The following is an 18,533-nucleotide window of genomic DNA, read 5'->3' as shown; positions in this document are numbered from 1 at the left end:
GAACTTCGGTCGCGTTTTTCCTTGACGCACCGTCGTTCCGTCTCGGACAATAACTCCGAACCTTATCCCGCCCCACCCTGCCGCAGCTTGAGCGGTCTCGCCTAAACGACAAGGAACCCACCTGATGGTGCGCTCTTCAGTACTCGTCGGTCTCACACTCGCTTGGTGTGTTGCGTCGGAAGCGATTGCTGCTCCGCAGATCGATAACGTCTCGCTACGTGGTCTCACGAGCGGGCAGACAACGCGTCTAACCCTTCGTGGCAAACAGCTTAGTCCTGATACCGAGGTGAAACTCGATTTTGCAGCCAAGGCCCTTCGTGTTCTGCCTGAGTCGAATGCCGGGCGTTTGGAACTCGAGATCGAACTGGCAGCCGACGTCGAGCCCAGGCATGGTCACCTGCGGGTTGCTTCGGCGACGGGAATCAGCGCACCAATCACCCTGGAAATCGACCAACTGCCAGAGGCCGTCTTCAGCGAGAAGATCGAGACGCTCCCGATCGCTCTCAGTGGCAACCTATCTGGCTCGCAGCTTCTGTCGACCACCTTCAGCGGCAAAGCCGGTCAGCGGGTCATAGCTGAAGTCGAAGCTCAGCGACTGGGAAGCAAAATGCAGCCGCTGGTCAGCATCGTTGACGCGCGTGGCACGCAGTTAGCTTACTCCTCGCGCGAAGTCACCCTGCAAGGCGATGCCCGCGTCGAGGTCATACTCCCTGCCGACGGCACCTATACAATCAAGCTGCAAGACGTTCTCTTCAAAGGAGGTTCGCCGGGGCATTTTCGTCTGAAGGTCGGACACTTCATTTACTCCCGCGACTTGCAATTGCCGCTGGCTTTACAGTCTCAAGACGAGCAAGGGCCCGGTTTGATACCCGAACAGTTCTCCGAATCCTCAGAAGAATTGGATTCCTCAACTCCTTTCAGCGGCACCCGGCCGAAGATCTACGTCAGCGGTATTCCCGAGGTAACCATTCCCCCGGGCGAATCGCCTGCCGACGCATCGGTCGGCGCTGCTCCGATCGGAATCAGCAGCATCCTTTCCGAGCCGAAAGAGCAGGACGCTTTTCTCGTCGACGTCACACCAGGCATGAAGTACCGCGCGGAAGTTTTCGCCCAGCGGCTTCATTCGCCGGTCGATGCCGTGCTCGAAATTCGCAAGCCTGACGGCGGGATGTTGGCCAGTTCCGACGATCAAAACAACACACCCGATCCAGCCGCCACGTTTGACGTTCCCAAGGATGTCAAGCAAATCAAAGTATCAGTCCACGACGTGACGCGAGCCGGCGGTCCGCTGCACTTGTATCGCATCGCGGTCACACCGGCCAACCATGCCGACTTTCATCTGCACATCCCCAGCCCGGCCGTTAACATTCCGGCCAGCGGCAGCGCCGTCATGGAAGTCATTGCCCAGCGTCGTGGGTTTGGTGGGCCGATTGCACTGAACTTCCCCGAACTGCCCGCAGGTGTTCAGGTTTCGCTCAACGAGATACCGGCACGTGCCGATCGAGCGCTGGTCACCTTCACCGCTTCGGCCGACGCCAAGCAGGCCGCCGTGGGCATGGTCATGGGAACAGCAAAAGCGAAGGAGCAAGAACTTTCGCGTGTAGCCGCCATCGGCACCGACGCAGGCAGCTTCGGCCTGGCCGCTTCCCAGGAGAATCTCGGCATCGGCATTCTGCAAAAACCCAAACTCACGTTGGCTTACAGCAGCGCACCAGCAGCTAACGCACTCGGACTTGGGCAATCGACACCGCTGACGGTCAAGGTACAGCGCGGCGAAGGGGAAACAGGCCCGGTTCGGTTTTCGCTGGTGACGTCACAGGTCATTCCTGAGGATAAAGGAAAGCCTGACTTGTCCAAAGCGATCAAGCTCGATGGCGAACCAGTGCTGGCCGCCGATCAATCGGAGATGACCCTTTCGCTGTCGGTCCCTCAGGAACTGAAAGACATTGCCTGGGACATTGCCGTCAAGGGTGAGCTCCTGTCGGATGACAAGAAACAGGTCAAAGCATCGGCGACGACCGCAGCCGTTCGCCTGTCGATGGGATCACCGCTCTTCCTGGCACTGACCGGCGAGTCGATCGTCCGACTGAAAGGAAAGATCTCGCGAGCAGGCGGCTTCGCCGAAGCGGTCACGATCGTTGCCGAAGGGCTTCCGAAGGAGGCCAAAGCGGCTCCGGTTGAGGTTGCCGCCGACAAAAACGATTTCGAAATTGAAATCGTGTTGCCCACTGGTATCCAAGCAAAACAGCTTGCCGATGTGAAACTGGTCGCGAAAACGAAGCGCAACGGGGAAGATACCGCCAGTAATTCCGTGGCCATAAAGTTGGAAACCGGCACGAAATAACTTTCGCCCCTCTCCGGGCGGGAAATTCCGTGAATGCACTCAATTGGACCGGCAAACGATCTTTATCCTGCCTATACTGAGTGATTCGTTGGCACCCCCCGCCTACCATACAGGGTGCCGCGTTAACAATGCGAGCACGCTCTGCCCCTAATCCAACGAGCGTCTCGTTCGAGATGGGTATTCGATTTCAAGAGAGACGAACCGTATGCACAAGTTTGCTTTGACCCTGGCCGTGGCAGCGACCATGGTTGTGTCCGCGTCAGCCGCCGAAGTAGTTGGCATTAGTCCCACCAAACCCGAGTCGGGTCCCTACGTGAAAATCGATAGCGGCTACATGGTGCCCTACGAAATCACGATTCCTGGCACCGATGCCAAGCTGAAGATGATTCCGATCCCAGGCGGCAAGTTCAAGCTCGGCAGTCCTGAATCGGAAGCGGGCCACACCGCAGCCGAAGCGCCTCAAATCGAAGTCGAAGTCCCTCCCTTCTGGATGGCCGAACACGAAACGACCTGGAAGCAGTACAAGCCCTACATGGCCCTGTACGAGTCGTTCAAGGACTTCAAAGCCGAAGGCGTTCGCCCAGTGACCGACGACAACCGCATCGATGCCATCACGGCACCGACGCCCCTTTATGAGCCAAGCTTCACCTACGAATACGGCGAAGACCCACAACTGCCGGCCGTCACCATGACGAACTATTCGGCGCGTCAGTACACCAAGTGGCTCAGCGGCATCACCGGCCAGCAGTATCGCCTGCCAAGCGAAGCCGAGTGGGAATACGCAGCCCGCGGTGGTACAGACACGGCTTATCACTTTGGCAACGATCCCGAGAAACTGGACGAGTATGCCTGGTTCGATGGGAACGCCGACGAATCGCCCCACCTGGTCAAAGAAAAGAAGCCCAACCAGTACGGCTTGTACGACATGCACGGCAACGTGTGGGAATGGGTTCTTGATCAGTACAGCGACGAAGGTTTCGCTCGCCTGGAAGGCAAGAAGCTGAAGGCCCTTGATACGGTTGCCTGGCCAACCGAGCCTGATCCGTTGATGGTCAAAGGTGGTGGCTGGGATGACGACCCCGAGAACCTTCGTGCTGCCTCGAAGATGGGTAGCAGCGACAGCGACTGGAAGGAAGAAGACCCGAACATTCCGCTGAGCCCATGGTGGTTCACCAGCTATCCGTCGACGATGGTTGGCTTCCGCGTGATTCGTCCACTGGAAGAAACCCCTAAGAAGGAAGCTGCGAAGTTCTACGTCCCTGAGATCGAGTTCCTGAATCTCGACGTCAGCGACCGCCTTATCGAAGGACGTGGCGTCCTGGGTCTGGTCGATCCCGAATTGCCGGCTGCCATTAAGAAGGCCGAGTAGTTTTCTCTGAAATGCACAATCCACACGCCCTCTCCCAGTTCATGGGAGAGGGCTTTTTTGTGGATCGAATCGTGCTTGAACAGATCCACCAGCGTATGGAGCGTGGTGGCCAGTCCCGATGGATCTCAGCTCGCGGTCTTGGTGGCATCCGATGCGATGTGCGTTATCTCGCGCAAGATTTCTCGCGGATCCCCCCATCCCAATGGGTCGGGTTGAATTGACGCGGTAAACCGTAGTAACCACAATAGTTGGCATTCCGTTTAGGCTCGCCCCATTGGGGCATTCGCGCACGAGCCGTGGTTCAATCTCGTTAAACCACTTCCCCTTCCCACCGGCTTGTATGGAGATCTCCATGACCTACTTATTTCGGTACTCTCTTCCCCTCTTTCTGATCGCGGTGACACTCGTCCCGTGGCTCAATCGCAGCGTGCAGGCAGCCGACAAGAAGCCGAACATCGTCTTCATGATGTCCGACGATCACGCGTTTCAGGCAATTTCGGCCTACCCTGGTGCGATCAACCAGACACCCAACATCGATCGCATCGCCAAAGACGGAATGCGTTTCGATCACTGCTACGTGACCAACAGCATCTGTGGACCCGCTCGGGCCGTGATTCTGACCGGTAAGTACAGCCACTTGAACGGTTTCTACGACAACAAAACGCCACGTTTCGACGGAAGCCAGCAAACGTATCCCAAGCTGTTGCAGAAAGCAGGCTACCAGACCGCCATTATTGGCAAGTGGCACTTGGGATCAGAACCGACCGGCTTCGACTACTTCAACGTTCTGCAAGGCCAGGGTCCTTACTACAACCCCAAGATGCGTACTTCGGACGGCATGAAGAACTACGAAGGGCACACCAGCGAGATCATCACCGACATCGCCATGGAGTGGCTGCAAGAGAAACGCGATCCCAACAAGCCGTTTCTGCTGATGTACCAACACAAAGCACCCCATCGCAACTGGATGCCGGCTCCGAAGTATTTGAACAAGTACAACGACGTCACCTTCGAAGAGCCTGCCAACATGTGGGACGACTATAAGAATCGTGCCAGTGGTGCCCGCGACCAGGACATGACCATCGCGAAAACGATGAACATGCACGACTTGAAGGTTGCCACGCAACGCGGTCTAACGCCTGAGCAGCGAAAGGTGTGGGACGCCGCCTACGGCCCGAAGAACAAGGCGTTCGAAGATGCCAAGCTGGAAGGCAAGGAACTGACGCGTTGGAAGTTCCAACGCTACATCAAGGACTACCTCCGCTGCATCGACTCGGTCGACGAAGGGGTCGGCCAGGTACTGGACTACCTGGATGAAACGGGCCTGTCGGAAAACACGCTGGTCATTTACAGTTCGGACCAAGGTTTTTACCTGGGAGAGCATGGCTGGTTTGACAAGCGTTGGATGTACGAAGAATCGTTCCGCACGCCGCTCTTGGTTCGTTGGCCTGGCCACGTCAAACCAGGGACCGTCAGCGACGCGCTGGTGATGAATCTCGACTTCCCCGAAACGATGCTCGCCGCCGCTGGCGTGGAGATTCCCAGCGACATGCAAGGGCTCAGCCTGTTGCCGATCTTGGAAAACGACGGCAAGACTCCCAAGGACTGGCCGCGCAAGGAACTGTACTACCACTACTACGAATTCCCCGGCGCTCATAGCGTGCCGCGGCACTACGGCGTGTTCGACGGCCGCTACAAGTTGATCCATTACTATCAACTGGGCGAATGGGAGCTGTTCGATCTGCAGGAAGACCCCAGCGAAATGAACAGCGTTTACGGCAAGCCGGAGTACGCCGAGGTGCAAGCCAAGATGCACGAGAAACTGAAAGAGCTTCGCGAGAAGTACAAGGACGACACGCCGCGCGAAGGTGGCAAGTACTAAAGCATCAACTGAGCGAACTTTTAACGAGCGGCTACGTCTTTCCGGACGTAGTCGCTTTTGTTTGCGTAGTCCCAGAGGAGTTCCCTTGGGTTACCCTGCGTAACCCAATTGCGAGAGCATCGACACTCCTAGCCCTGAAAGGGCGAGGGGACAAGATTGGCAGCGCGCATAAAAAAGCCTGGTTGAGTTTCCCCAACCAGGCTTTTTGTATTCACGCTGTCTTCGCTAGGCTTAGCGAGCCGAAGCCAGACGACGGCGAGCTGGAACGAAGGTCATGGTGTCAGCCGGAACTGGAGCCGGTGGCATCATGTCAGCTTCGGTTGGAGTACCAGCTTCAACTGGAGCCGAGTAGGTTGCACCGCAACCGCACGACGAACCGCAGCTGTCGCAACCAGCGTCGCAACCGCAACCGGTGTCACATCCGCAGCTGCTCTTGCAGCAGCTGACGCAGAACAAGCGAGCGATGGCGTCCTTCAGCGGGGTGCAGCTCTTCTTGCAGCCGCACTTGCCAGCGAACAGGCTGCAGCTCTTCTTGCAGCACGAACCGCAAGCTGGAGCGCCGCAGGTTGGTTCGCAACCGCAACCGCTGTCGCAACCACAAGCTTCAGGAGCGGCACAGGTAGCTTCAGGTGCACAGCACGAAGCTTCTGGAGCGCCACAGCCACAGCTCGAACCACAGCTCTTCTTGCAGCAAGACTTCTTGCAGCAGAACAGGTTGTTCAGAGCGTCCTTCAGCGGAGTGCAGCACTTCTTCTTGCAGCAGCTGGTGGCACATCCGCAAGGAGCAGCACAGCTGGGCTCAGGAGCACAGCACGAAGCTTCAGGGGCACAACCGCAAGCTTCAGGAGCAGCACAGGTGGCTTCTGGAGCACATCCGCAAGCTTCTGGAGCACAGCAGGTTGGTTCCGGAGCACAGCAAGTAGCGGCTACCGGAGCACAGCAGGTCGGCTTTGGCATGCAGCAGCGCGGCTTAGGCGAGCAGCATTTCGGGGTTTGACAGCAGGACGTATCGCAACCGCAGCCGGTTCCCAGCATTTGGTTCAGAAGTCCCGCGGCATTCGCTTGGCTACACACAAACGCGAGCACCAGCGTTGCCAAAAGAGTGTTCCATTTCATCGAGTCATTTCTCCTTCTGAGTGGTGACTTCCAGATCCCAATATTCTTTGTCGCCAGGCCGGCGCTCTCGTGAACAATCACGGTATGCGACTACCACGCCGCGATTGCTCGCACCTCTGGGGCTGTCCTTATGGCGGGTTGGACAACATGGCCTCGGAAGTTTGAGCGTGTAGTCGAACCTATTGAGCAAAGCTTCTTGGTTTCTTTCGTCTCCACAGTCCTCTGTCTAAGTTCCGTCGAGCCAATCCTTGACCCGAATGTTCCCCATCGAAACTTGACAGCCCCTCATGATCCGCCAGAGGGAATTCCGTTTGATAGACACCTCGTGCAGGTATGTCTGGAAATCGGTATCGGCGGAAAGACTAGGCAGGCTTGATCGCTCAGAACCAATTTCAGCTACTTGGTTTACATCTTCGATTGCACGAACTTTTCCCACCACGGAAGACAGGTAAACCTTAACGGTTATTCACGCGAGCCAGTCGCTACAGCTTGCCAACCGAACCTGAAAGGTCGCCACTAATCGCTACAGCTTAACGCAATGCTATCGGTAGCCCCTCATCCACGTGGCAGGTAGAATATGCGGCATAACGCATCCAAATTTCCTCTTTCAGCCCGCCACACATCGGAGGCAGTATGACCTCGACCCCATCGACCAAGGGATATGAAGTCGTCGATTTCGCCAACATCCCAGGCGTCCCTTGCCCCTGCGGAACCGCCAAGCGCGGTCTGGCCGACGTGGATGATTACCCCGGGACAATTCACGTCACCGAGATCTCAACCGATGCCAAAGTCCACTACCATAAGAAGCTGACCGAGACCTACTTCTTTCTCGAGTGCGGCGAGGATGCCCAGATGCAACTCGACGATGAGATGATTCCCGTGCACCCCGGGATGTGCATCATGATTCGACCCGGCACACGTCACCGAGCCCTGGGAAAAATGAAGATTGTGAACATCGTCTATCCCAAGTTCGACCCCGAAGACGAATGGTTCGACTAATCCCCGTCGGTGGCCGCTAGTGCCTGATACAACAGAAGTTAGCTACCGCGATCATGAGTGAGATGAATGGCTGGGTGCCACGGCTGGGCGAGCCAGCAGTGGCACCCGTTTCCAGCTCTTTTCCCCCGTATAAACGGCCATTTTTGTCCCTCTTCTCTCAGCGATTTCTGTGCCCTCTGTGGCTGAATTTTCCCTTTGATTCCGCTAGCAGCCGCACGGTTTTCCTCCCTCGCCTGGACTATGCGACCAGGAGATTCCTTGCATACACGTTTAAACAGGTATAAGCTTGAAGCTGCGTTACGACCTTCCCCCCAACGATTTTAGAGATCCCTATGTTCCGGCCCTATGCACATCGGCTCCATCCAACGGTGGCCTCGGCAACGTTGGTATTCATCCTCTCGCTGTCCCTCCTGACGATTGGCTGCACGCCACCTCCGACCGGGCGTCCATCCACGAACAACACAACGCTCAATCCGAATCCCAACACCACGGTTCCTAGCACGAACGCAACGACTCCGTCGAAATTGCCTGGCCCAGACGAAGTGCCAGTCGACGAAACGAAAGAAGCCGTTGAAGAGTCGAAAGTCGTTCCGGCCAAGACGAGCGAAGAACTGAATCCGGTTGTCACGCCCGACGAGAAGCCTGGCAAGACGCTCGTCGATTCCGTCGAAACGACTCCGGCTAAGAACAGTGAACAACTCACGCCTCCGATGGCAACCGACACGCCTGCTGATGCCGCGATGAAGGAAGAAGCGGTCAAAGAAGAAGCCCCGGCAGAAACCAACGCAGAGAAACCTGCTGCCGAGGAAATGACCAAGAAGGAAGCTCCGGTCGTGGAAGTCGCCTCCGCCAAGAAGACGACCACTGCTGCTTCGTCCAGCGAAAGCCCAGCCGATCCGCAAGACTGGCTCTACTGGCGTGGTCCTGAGTTCAACGGCATCAGCCGCGCAACAGGCCTGCCGGATACCTGGAACCCCGAAGGGGGCGAAGGGAGTAACGTCCTTTGGAAACGCGACGACCTGGGTACCCGCAGCACGCCGGTGGTGATGAACGGCAAGCTGTTCGTGCTGGCCGCCGCCGAACAAGGCACGCCTCGGGAAGGGGAACGCGTCGTCTGCGTCGACGCCAAGACCGGCGACACGATCTGGGAAAACCGCTTCAACGTTTATCTCTCGGACGTTCCGGTCGAACGCGTTGGCTGGTCGGCCGTGACGGCAGACCCCGAAACGAACACCGTCTTCGCCCTGGGCGTCGCAGGCCACTTCCAATGCATCGACGCCGACACCGGCAAAACGGTTTGGCTTCGCAAGATGCACGAAGAGTTCGGCATGCTGACCACCTACGGTGGCCGAACCAACTTCCCTATCGTTTACGAAGACTTGGTGATCATCAGCGGCATCGTGATCGGCTGGGGTGACATGGCCAAGCCAGCGCACCGCTTCTTGGGCATGAATAAGGAAACTGGCGAAGTCGTCTGGTTTACTGAAACGACTCCCCTCCCCTACGACACGACCTACAGTGCACCCAGCATCAAGATCGTTAACGGCATTCCACAGTACGTGATCGGTGCTGGCGACGGCAAGATCTGGAGCATTCAACCTCGCACCGGCCAGCACAACTGGAGCTTCGCGTTCGCGGCTCGCGGTTTGTACGGTACCCCGATCATTGAAGGGGACACTGTCTTCATGGCCCAAGGCGAAGAAAACGTCCAGACGAAAGAAGTCGACGGCAAGATCGTCATCGACGTCGACAACACCATGGGCGCGGTCGTTTCGGTCGACGCGACCCAGTCCGGCGACATCTCGGTGAGTGGGCAGAACTGGAAGGTCGTCGAACTGAACGGCAACCGCAGCGCTCCGCTGTACGTCAACGATAAGCTGTACGTCATCGACGACCGGGCCAAGCTGTTCGTGCTCGATCCGAAGACGGGCGAAGAACTCTTCAAGAAGACCCCGCTGGGGACTAAGATGTTCGCCTCGCCGCTGTACGCCGATGGCAAGATCTACACCATCACCGAGAATGGCCGCTACTACGTGCTGGGCATTCAAGAGGACGGCAACGTCGATATCCTGACCAAGGGTCGCCTGCCTGAAGGGGACGCACTTGGTTCGCCGATCTGTGCCCACGGACGTATCTACTTCCCAACGACCACCGCCCTGTACTGCGTTGGTAATCAAGACGGCAAGGAAACCGGCTTCAGTGGTCTGCCTGAACAACCGCAAGAAGCCCCGGTATCCGACGATCCGAAACCGGCTCACGTCCAAGTCATTCCGGCCGAAACGCTGATCTATCCGGGTGCCGAAGTCGACTACCGCGTCAAGCTTTTCAACTCGCGTGGTCAGTTCGTCAAGGACGCCGAGTCGGTTGAATATAGCGTCGAAGGTCCCGCCAAGATCGATGATTCCGGCAAGCTGACGGCCAACGAAGATGCCGGCCATGCTCCGGCATACGTCACGGCGAAAGCTGACGGCTTGACTGGGAATGCTCGCCTGCGAATCGTTCCGCCGTTGCCGTGGAGCTTCGACTTCGACGGCATCGCCATCGACGAGAAGACCGGCAAAGGCGAACCTCCGATCACCTGGGTAGGTGCCCGCTATCGTCACGTCGTGCGTGAAGAAGATGGCAATAAGGTTATGGTCAAAATCACGACCATTCCCAAGGGTACCCGCAGCCAGTCGTGGATGGGACACACCGACCTGCACGACTACACGATCGAAGCGGACGTGATGGCTCAAGAGTTGGAAGGTCAGCTTCCCGATATTGGCCTGATTGCCCAAGGTTACGAGTTCATCTTGATGGGCAACGAGTCGAAGGCCCGTGCTTTGACTTGGATCACCCAGCAGCGTATCGCCCAGGATGTCGACTTCAAGTTGGAACCCAACGTATGGTATCACCTGAAGTTAAAGGTTTCCAACCAGGATGATGGCACCGCCAAGGCCCAAGGCAAAGCCTGGAAGAAGGACGAGGCCGAACCGGAAGCGTGGATGGTGGAAGTCGTCGACGACGTCCCCAACACAACCGGCAGCCCTGGCCTGTTCGGGAATGCGAAAACCGGCGAAATCTTCCTGGACAATATCAAGGTGACTCCGAATAGTTAGAGTGTTTCCATGAGAGTTGTCGCGTTTGTGGCGTAGGCGAGGCAAGCTGGGCAAGGCGACCGAAGCAGGCGAATCCACTTGATCCGTCGATGCAGGTCAACGAAGCCTAGCGAAGCCGCAGCCGGCCAGAACGCGACAGATAGAATGGAAGTATTCGACATGTCGGACTCCCTCCTCAATTCCTCCCTCATATCACACAGTTCACGTACGAGCATAAAACCCATGAAATCGACGTATGTTTACTTGGCTATCGTAGGCTCGGCCTGCGTTGGCATGACGATCGCTGGCCTTTTGCCCGAAGAGCGCGTCGTCGCTCAGGACGAAGTGGCCAAGGCAGAAGTAACCAAGGATTGGCCGCAATGGGGCGGTGACTCCAAGCGAAACAACACCCCTACCGCCACCAACATTCCCACCTCTTGGGAAATCGGCGACTTCGATCGCACCACCGGCGAGTGGCAAAAAGAAGATGCCGAAAACATCAAGTGGGTCGCCGCGCTAGGCAGCCAGTCGTACGGCAACCCGGTGGTCGCCGACGGCAAGATCTTTGTCGGCACCAACAACGGCAGCGGCTATATCGAGCGCTACCCCTCGAAGGTCGACCTGGGCTGCCTGGTTTGCTTCGACGAAGCGACCGGTGAGTTCCTGTGGCAACACTCTAGCGAAAAGCTTCCAACCGGCCGCGTTCACGACTGGCCGCTGCAAGGCGTCTGCTGTGCTCCTTACGTCGAAGGTAAGAAGCTGTGGTTCGTGACCAGCCGCGGTGAAGTTCGCTGCCTCGACACCGAAGGCTTCCGCGACGGCGAAAACGACGGTCCTTACAAGGACGAAGAATTCACTGGCGAAAAGGAAGCCGACGTCATCTGGGTCCTCGACATGATGAAAGACCTGGGCGTTTCGCAGCACAACATGTGCAGCTGCTCGGTGACCTGCCGGGGTGACATCCTGTTCGTGAACACCTCGAACGGCGTCGACGAATCGCACATCGTGATTCCTTCGACCGAAGCCCCCAGCTTCATCGCCATGGATAAGAACACCGGCGAAGTCTACTGGACCGACAAGTCCCCCCACACCAACATCCTGCACGGTCAATGGTCGAGCCCGACCGTAGCTGAACTGGGTGGCGTTCCGCAAGTAATCTTCGCTGGCGGCGACGGCTGGGTTTACTCCTTCAAGGCTGACAAGGGAACCGACGGCAAGCCGGAACTGCTGTGGAAGTTCGACGGCAACCCGAAGAACTCGAAGTGGGTTCTGGGCGGTCGTGGCACGCGTAATAACATCATCGCTACCCCGGTCGTCTACGACGAAAAGGTCTACGTGGCCGTCGGTCAGGACCCGGAACACGGCGAAGGAGAAGGTCACCTCTGGTGTCTCGATCCCACCAAGCGAGGCGACGTCAGCTCGGAACTGGCCATGAAGATCGAAGGGAGCCAGCGTGTACCGATCGAACATCGCCGCATTCAAGCGGTGATCGAAGAAGATGGCGAAGTCGCTGTTCCTAATCCGAACAGCGCCGTGATCTGGCACTACTCGACCTACGACCAAGACGGAGACGGCAAGATCGAATTCGAGGAAACGATGCACCGCAGCATCGGTACCTGCACGATCAAGGACGACATCCTGTACATCGCCGACTTCAGCGGTCTGCTGCACTGCTTGAACGCCCAGACCGGCAAGCCGAACTGGACGTACGACATGTTCGCCGCGGCGTGGGGTTCGGCCCTGATCGTGGACGATCACGTCTACATCGGTGACGAAGATGGCGACGTGGCCGTCTTCAAGCTGTCGGCCGATCCGGACGATGCCGAACCGCTCGAAGAGATCAACATGGGCAACTCGGTCTACTCGACCCCGATCGTTGCCAATGGCGTGCTATACATCGCCAACAAAACGCACCTCTTCGCCATCACCGAAGGGGGCGAGTAACCTAACCGCTTACCAGCGCATCCTAAGACGCGGGAGTGACCAACGGACGCTCCGGCGTTTTTTATTGCCTACGGAAGAAGAGGAGTAACCACGGATATTTACGATCCAACCGGGTGGCCCTCTATGAAGACAGACTCGTTGTCAAGTGTTTTCACCGGTGGTTCCCTTCCTCTATCCGAGCGTTTCCCGTGGTGGGATAGCCCCTGTGGGTGTTTTCGAAGTAAAGGGGAAGGCTGCCCTAACCAGAGACGAGCTTGAGCCCAGGGCCACCACGAGCGTACCTTCCCGCCGGAACAGGTGAATGCTTGACCAGTCGCTTCTTTCGAAGGATCTCCCAGAGTTCTATCGAGTTGTGGGGATTCCTTAATTTAAACGGCTTGCTCTAAAACGCGATCCGCTTGGGGCGTTTCGCGGCGTAGTTCGTGGTGCAGCCAGCGAACCCAACGATTGGCGACCGCCGCGACCACCACGTTCTTCGGTTTGCCTCGACTCAGCATGCCGGTCGCTAGCTTGGTCCATGGGCCACTTGTTTGTCGAATCAGTCGATGCCCCAATTCGATCAACACAGTCCGCAGGTCGGGGTTGCCGGCCTTGATCAGTCCTGCATCTGCCTGACGTTGTCCACTGCTGGCATTGCGAGGCGTCACTCCGCAGAACCGAGCCAGTTGCTTGCCACGCGTGAAGCGATCGAAGCGACCGATCTCGGCGCGAAGCGTAACCGCCGTCACCAGCCCCACGCCGGGCATTGTCAGAAGCTTCGCAACGACCGGATCGTCTTCGACCGTGTGCCTGATCTTGGCTTCCACAGCACGGATGCGACGCCCCAGGGAAGTCAATTCCTCGAGGTGGTCTTCCACAAGCCACCGGTCGCTTGGTGCCAAGTCGTCTGTTTCCTGCAGCCATGTGAGCCACTTCTTCGTCCAAGGCGTGCCGCCCGGTGAAGGCACCCGGTTTTCTCGTAAAAGCCCACGAATCCGCAGTTTAACGTCCCGCCGCCGCCGCACCAATTGAGCCCGATGGCGGACCAGGCGTCGCAGTTGCCGCGTTGCTTCGGGGGCCAGCCACACGCTCGGCAGGTAATTGACGCGAGCCAGATCGGCCAGCAGTTGGGCATCGGCCAGGTCGGTTTTGTCAGGCGAACGCTTCATCCGTGCGACGTAGCCTGGATGAGCCAGCTGCACCGGCAAATTGCGATGGGTGACCAGTTCCTCGGCCAGATCGGCCGCCCCGCAACAGGCCTCGATCGCCACGCGTTGCGGCGTGCCATGCTGCAACGCAAAGCGGGCAATCAAATCAGCCTCATTCCGCACCGACCGATTCGCCAGCGTCCGCCCTTCCGAATCCAAAACACACACCTGAACCAAATCCTGATGGTAATCAAGCCCGACGAAAGTTGGTAAACTAGGCATCGCTCGTTGCTCCTTTTGGGTTTATGGGTTACTAACACACTCGTAGTAAACCCTAGGAGCAACGGGTCTTCATCCCTATCCAGAGAGCTATCTCTGGGCCACCCGGTTGTTGAAACATTCCTCCCCTATCCGTGTTCATCCGTGCCATCCGTGGTTCGTCCCTCTTCCTCTCTTTCCCTGGAACTCAGACGATGCCTAAACAAGTTCTCGACGTCGGAAACTGTGGTTACGATCATGGCTCGCTCAAGAGCCTGATCGAGCGCAACTTCGACGCCAAGGTGCTTCAGTCGCACGGTCCGGCCGACACCTTAAAAATGCTGCGCGAACAAACGTTCGCTTTAGTGGTCATTAATCGTAAGCTCGACCGCGATCATTCCGATGGAATCGAGATTCTGATCGATCTGAAAGCGAACGAGCAGCTGAAGGATATCCCGGTGATGATGCTTTCGAACTACGAGGAGGCCCAAGCCGCAGCCCAGGCAGCCGGTGCCGTCCCCGGTTTCGGCAAGCGCGACCTGGGCAAAGAGACCACCCTGAAAAAGCTGGAGCCCTTTCTAGGATAGCGCCATGTCAGAGATAACCTGGAGCGACTTCGAAGCCGTCCAGCTGCGCGTCGGCACGATCGTCGAAGTCGAAGATTTCCCCGAGGCCCACAGGCCTGCGTACAAGCTGATGGTCGACTTCGGCGTTCTGCTGGGCATTAAAAAATCGAGCGCCCAAATCACGCAGCTCTACACGAAGGAAGAACTGCTCGGCAAACAGATCATCGCCGTCACCAACTTCCCCCCGAAACAGATCGGTCCCATCCGCAGTGAGGTGCTGGTAACCGGCTTCTACGGCGAAGACGGAGCCGTCACGTTAGCTGTGCCCGATAAACCAACGAGCAACGGCAATCGCTTGGCGTGAACGCCTCTTGTCCCCTCGCCACCGTCTGCGGGGGAGAGTGGGCATGTTGCCGAAGTCGAGAGGTTGCTCGGTCGGTGATCCGCTTCTTTCCAGAACACGAAGTTGCGTAATTCTTCAATCGCCGCTCAAGAAACCCTCACCTTGCAAGGGAGCCGGTCGAACCGTCCTTTTTGAGCTAAGGACGGCAAATGTCACGCCCTCCTTACGCTGTTTGAATGGCGAGACTCATTACGATCAGCCAGGTACTTGGCAAGAACGGCGGCGTTGACCGAGCACCGCCCATGTGGTTTCCATTTGTAAACGCGCCATGCGGTGCTTCGGTCCAACGCATGGTTCATCCCGTCTCACTGGTTTTCGACATTGATGCATCGGCAAATCGGACAGAACGTAAACACGAGCAGCGGCGACATGCTGCCAAAAAGAGGGGCGTTTCGATCCTGCTCATACGTCGCGAAGGCCCGTACTGTTGCATCTGATTCGTTGTACCGGCAACCGCGGTCGAAATCACCGCAGGAAAACCATTTGCTTTGATAGAATGGCCGCAAATATTCGCCACGCACAATGTCCGCTTTAGATTCGTACAGATGAATGGGCGTTATGCAATGCCCTTCCCAATCTCCTCGCCATAGTTCATCAACAATTCCCACCGCACGATTCATCTCGCTGTCGGAAAGATGTTCCAGTCCGAAAATGCCCGCCCACTTTAAGGCGTCCTCTGCCTTGCTACGATCATTGACTTCTGATTTGAAGCCGAATTTCACCGCTTTTTGTTCATCAAGGCACGGCAAGTTGACTGGAGCTTCGTCGCCGACGATGACTATTTGGTTGTCAGAGGTAACGCGGTAGGCCAACTCAGAGAAGTCAGGGTCCCTAACCTTGTAGATGAGGGGTACGCGTGTGACTCCGGGCAGGGCGATATCTATGTGGGGGTCGCTAACGTCCAGTGAATAGAGCAGGTCGAATGCTGTGCTGCCAATTGGGCATGCGTGGTCTTCAAATACAAATCGTAAATGTGCGCCAGGCGAATCCGCGCTCGATCCGACAGTACCCGATTCGTAATTATAGACCTGCAGCGACATTGCGAGCTTGCGTAAGCGGATGAACTTGTTTATAGGATGATCAGCGTATCACCTGTAGGCTGCAATTTTGTCAGCCTAACGCGCAGCACGCCAATCGTTGCAAGACTCTTCATACTCGGTGGTTGCATCTTTTTCAAGACTTTCGCTGCGTGATAGGATGTTTCATCATATCACTCACCGTGACCACGAGTCAGACCGTCAGCCGGGCTGCGGACACCACGGCCGCCTCGGTTCAAGACGTGCGTGTAGATCATTGTCGTGCGAACGTCTTTGTGACCAAGCAGTTCCTGAACCATGCGGATGTCATAGCCCGCCTCGCAATGAGCTGAGCCCTCGAACTTCATGCACGCTTCAGGACGAACCGTCCTGCGAGCCTCCCCCGCATTCCATCACACGTCCAAAGTGTACGTCTCAGCGGCAATTCCCTACTTCGATCAAACTGATCGCTAAAGCCCACTTCTGACCGCTTGTGCTACTTCATAATCTGCTGCGAAATGCAGTGGAACGCCCCTAAGCCCCAAACCAAGTCGATCGCGTCGATCGGGACGATCTTGCGATCCGGGAAACAGCCCTGCAACGTATCGCATGCTTTCGCGTCGGCATCATCGCCGAACTGGGGGACGATGACGATTTCGTTGGCGATATAAAAATTGCAGTAGCTGGCCGGCAGGCGCTGGTCCTCCTGGTACTTGGCCTTGGGCATGGGCAGTGGAATGACTTCCAGCGGTTGCCCACTCAGGTCGGTCATGTCCTGCAGGTCTTGGAAGTTCTGCTGGAGCGCCTCGTAGTTCTCGTCGCTGGTATCTTCTTCGTAGGCGGCCACGACCGTGCCTAGACCGACGAAGCGAGCCAGCTCGTCGATGTGGCCATCGGTATCATCGCCGGCGATCCCACGATGCAGCCACAGAATCTTTTCCGCACATAGGTAGTCGCACAGAAATTTTTCGGTTTCGGCCTGGGAAAGGTGAGGGTTGCGATTCGGATTGAGTAAGCACTCCGTCGTGCTGAGCACCAGCCCTCCGCCGTTGCCGTCGACGGCGCCCCCTTCCATGACGATGCCTGGCTGAAAGCGGCCGAAGCCGAGTTTCTCGGACAGCCGCTCGGGCACGGCCTGGTCGTTACCCCACGGCGGATACTTGCCACCCCAGGCATTGTAGTTCCAGTCGACCGCCATCCACGGCTTGCCTTTGGGGGCCTGCAGAAAGCTGGGACCATGATCGCGGGCCCAGGCATCGTTGGTTGGGATCGCGTGGATGAAAACGTTGGGCAGATGCCCCACCAGGTCTTCGGCCTGGGTCAGTATCTCACCGGCGGCTGCCAGGATATGCACGTCCTCGACTTCGCACAGCGCGGTCACCAGCTTTTTGTACACGCCAGGAACCGGCTCGAACTTGCCAGGCCACGAGTCGCGATTGTGCGGCCACGAAAGGAGCGTTCCGACGTGCGGCTCCCACTCGGCGGGCCAGCGGTACTCTTGTTGTTTGGGCGTCAGCCGATCGTTCATGAGGTGACGTCCCCATCGATGAATCGTTTGGTCAGCCCGGCGTAAGCGTCGATGCGACGATCACGCAGGAAAGGCCAATGCGTTCTAGAGAAGTCGATCTGGGCCAGGTTGCACTCGACTACCAGGATCTCTTCCTGGTCGTGCGAAGCCACTTCCAGCAGCGTGCCGGTCGGATCGACCACGAACGAGTGCCCCCAGAACTCGATGTTGTCTTCAATCCCCACGCGATTGGGCGCGGCGACGAACACACCGTTGGCGATCGCGTGGCTGCGCATCATCGTTTCCCACGCCGAGACCTGGGCCGGGCCGTACTCTTCCTTTTCCGGATGCAGCCAACCGATCGCCGTTGGGTAGACCAGAATCTGAGCCCCAGTCAGCGCCGTCAAGCGAGCCGCTTCGGGGAACCACTGATCCCAGCAGATGCACACGCCCAAGCGGCCAAACTTCGTATCGAACGTGCGGAAGCCGATATCGCCTGGCGTGAAGTAAAACTTCTCGTAGTAGTGCGGGTCGTCCGGGATGTGCATCTTGCGGTAAATCCCCAGGAATGCTCCATCGGCATCAAACACAGCGGCCGTGTTGTGGTACAACCCTTCGGCGCGCTTCTCGAACAGTGAAGCGACGACCACCACGCCGTGCTCCTTCGCGGCGGCTTGAATGCGCTCGCTGGTTGGGCCGGGGATCGGTTCGGCCAGTTCGAACTGAATATGGTCCTCGGTCTGGCAGAAGTAGAGACCGGGGAACAGCTCTTGCAGGCAAACAATGTTCGCTCCCTGCCGGGCGGCCTCAGCGATTTTGGCAACCGCTTTGGCGACGTTCTCTTCTTTGTTGCCGCTGCACGTCATCTGCACGACGGCGACGTTGACCTTGTCCGGTTTGCTCATGTTTCTGACTGCTTACTCAC

14 protein-coding genes are annotated in these 18,533 nt (G+C 57.4%); 8 read left to right on the top strand and 6 right to left on the bottom strand.

The window, feature by feature from the left end; translation table 11 throughout:
* The first annotated feature begins 124 nt into the window (after nucleotides 1-124).
* The 3 genes from Pan97_RS00855 to Pan97_RS00845 all read left to right on the top strand — a co-directional run bounded on the left by Pan97_RS00855 (nucleotide 125) and on the right by Pan97_RS00845 (nucleotide 5,595).
* Entirely contained in the window at nucleotides 125-2,344 is a 2,220-nt protein-coding gene (locus Pan97_RS00855; protein ID WP_144969853.1) for a hypothetical protein, read from the top strand.
* 205 nt (nucleotides 2,345-2,549) lie between these two features.
* Nucleotides 2,550-3,713, top strand: a complete 1,164-nt coding sequence (locus tag Pan97_RS00850) for a formylglycine-generating enzyme family protein (protein ID WP_144969851.1) — start codon at nucleotides 2,550-2,552, stop codon at nucleotides 3,711-3,713.
* Between the two features lie 352 nt (nucleotides 3,714-4,065).
* Complete coding sequence (locus Pan97_RS00845; protein WP_144969849.1) at nucleotides 4,066-5,595, top strand: sulfatase family protein; 1,530 nt, start codon at nucleotides 4,066-4,068, stop codon at nucleotides 5,593-5,595.
* 231 nt (nucleotides 5,596-5,826) lie between these two features.
* Here the strand turns inward: Pan97_RS00845 and Pan97_RS00840 are convergent, their stop codons facing one another.
* Nucleotides 5,827-6,711 carry a hypothetical protein gene (locus tag Pan97_RS00840; protein WP_144969847.1) on the bottom strand — a complete coding sequence of 295 codons (885 nt, stop codon included), beginning with the start codon at nucleotides 6,709-6,711 and terminating at the stop codon, nucleotides 5,827-5,829.
* A gap of 633 nt (nucleotides 6,712-7,344) precedes the next feature.
* Here Pan97_RS00840 and Pan97_RS00835 point away from each other — a divergent pair.
* From Pan97_RS00835 to Pan97_RS00825, 3 genes are all read left to right on the top strand, one after another.
* Entirely contained in the window at nucleotides 7,345-7,710 is a 366-nt protein-coding gene (locus Pan97_RS00835) for a cupin domain-containing protein (protein ID WP_144969845.1), read from the top strand.
* 332 nt (nucleotides 7,711-8,042) lie between these two features.
* The gene (locus tag Pan97_RS00830; RefSeq protein WP_144969843.1) at nucleotides 8,043-10,808 is read left to right on the top strand and encodes an outer membrane protein assembly factor BamB family protein; all 2,766 of its coding nucleotides are present in this window, start codon (nucleotides 8,043-8,045) and stop codon (nucleotides 10,806-10,808) included.
* A gap of 222 nt (nucleotides 10,809-11,030) precedes the next feature.
* A complete protein-coding gene (locus Pan97_RS00825; protein WP_144969841.1) occupies nucleotides 11,031-12,731 on the top strand; it encodes an outer membrane protein assembly factor BamB family protein in 1,701 nt (566 codons plus the stop codon).
* A gap of 368 nt (nucleotides 12,732-13,099) precedes the next feature.
* Here the strand turns inward: Pan97_RS00825 and Pan97_RS00820 are convergent, their stop codons facing one another.
* Nucleotides 13,100-14,140 (bottom strand): IS110 family RNA-guided transposase, encoded by a 1,041-nt coding sequence (locus Pan97_RS00820; protein WP_144969839.1) that lies wholly within the window; start codon nucleotides 14,138-14,140, stop codon nucleotides 13,100-13,102.
* Nucleotides 14,141-14,331: 191 nt separating this feature from the next.
* Between Pan97_RS00820 and Pan97_RS00815 the strand changes: the two genes are divergently transcribed.
* Both Pan97_RS00815 and Pan97_RS00810 read left to right on the top strand, forming a co-directional pair.
* On the top strand, nucleotides 14,332-14,703 hold the full coding sequence (locus Pan97_RS00815) for a response regulator (RefSeq protein ID WP_144969837.1): 372 nt from the start codon (nucleotides 14,332-14,334) through the stop codon (nucleotides 14,701-14,703).
* A 4-nt stretch (nucleotides 14,704-14,707) separates the two neighbouring features.
* On the top strand, nucleotides 14,708-15,046 hold the full coding sequence (locus Pan97_RS00810; RefSeq protein WP_144969835.1) for a tRNA-binding protein: 339 nt from the start codon (nucleotides 14,708-14,710) through the stop codon (nucleotides 15,044-15,046).
* A 344-nt stretch (nucleotides 15,047-15,390) separates the two neighbouring features.
* On the opposite strand, the gene Pan97_RS00805 is transcribed toward Pan97_RS00810, so the two are convergent.
* The 4 genes from Pan97_RS00805 to Pan97_RS00790 form a co-directional block, all read right to left on the bottom strand.
* Entirely contained in the window at nucleotides 15,391-16,125 is a 735-nt protein-coding gene (locus Pan97_RS00805) for a hypothetical protein (protein ID WP_144969833.1), read from the bottom strand.
* Nucleotides 16,126-16,295: 170 nt separating this feature from the next.
* A complete protein-coding gene (locus Pan97_RS00800) occupies nucleotides 16,296-16,469 on the bottom strand; it encodes a tyrosine-type recombinase/integrase (protein WP_196782236.1) in 174 nt (57 codons plus the stop codon).
* 128 nt (nucleotides 16,470-16,597) lie between these two features.
* Nucleotides 16,598-17,629, bottom strand: a complete 1,032-nt coding sequence (locus Pan97_RS00795; RefSeq protein ID WP_144969831.1) for an agmatine deiminase family protein — start codon at nucleotides 17,627-17,629, stop codon at nucleotides 16,598-16,600.
* Entirely contained in the window at nucleotides 17,626-18,513 is an 888-nt protein-coding gene (locus tag Pan97_RS00790; protein ID WP_144969829.1) for a carbon-nitrogen hydrolase, read from the bottom strand. The genes Pan97_RS00795 and Pan97_RS00790 overlap by 4 nt, the downstream gene beginning before the upstream one ends.
* Nucleotides 18,514-18,533 lie beyond the last annotated feature (20 nt).

The sequence above is a fragment of the Bremerella volcania genome (genome assembly GCF_007748115.1).
In the GTDB taxonomy this organism is placed as follows: Bacteria; Planctomycetota; Planctomycetia; order Pirellulales; family Pirellulaceae; genus Bremerella; species Bremerella volcania.
This window is presented reverse-complemented; position numbering and strand designations above follow the sequence as displayed.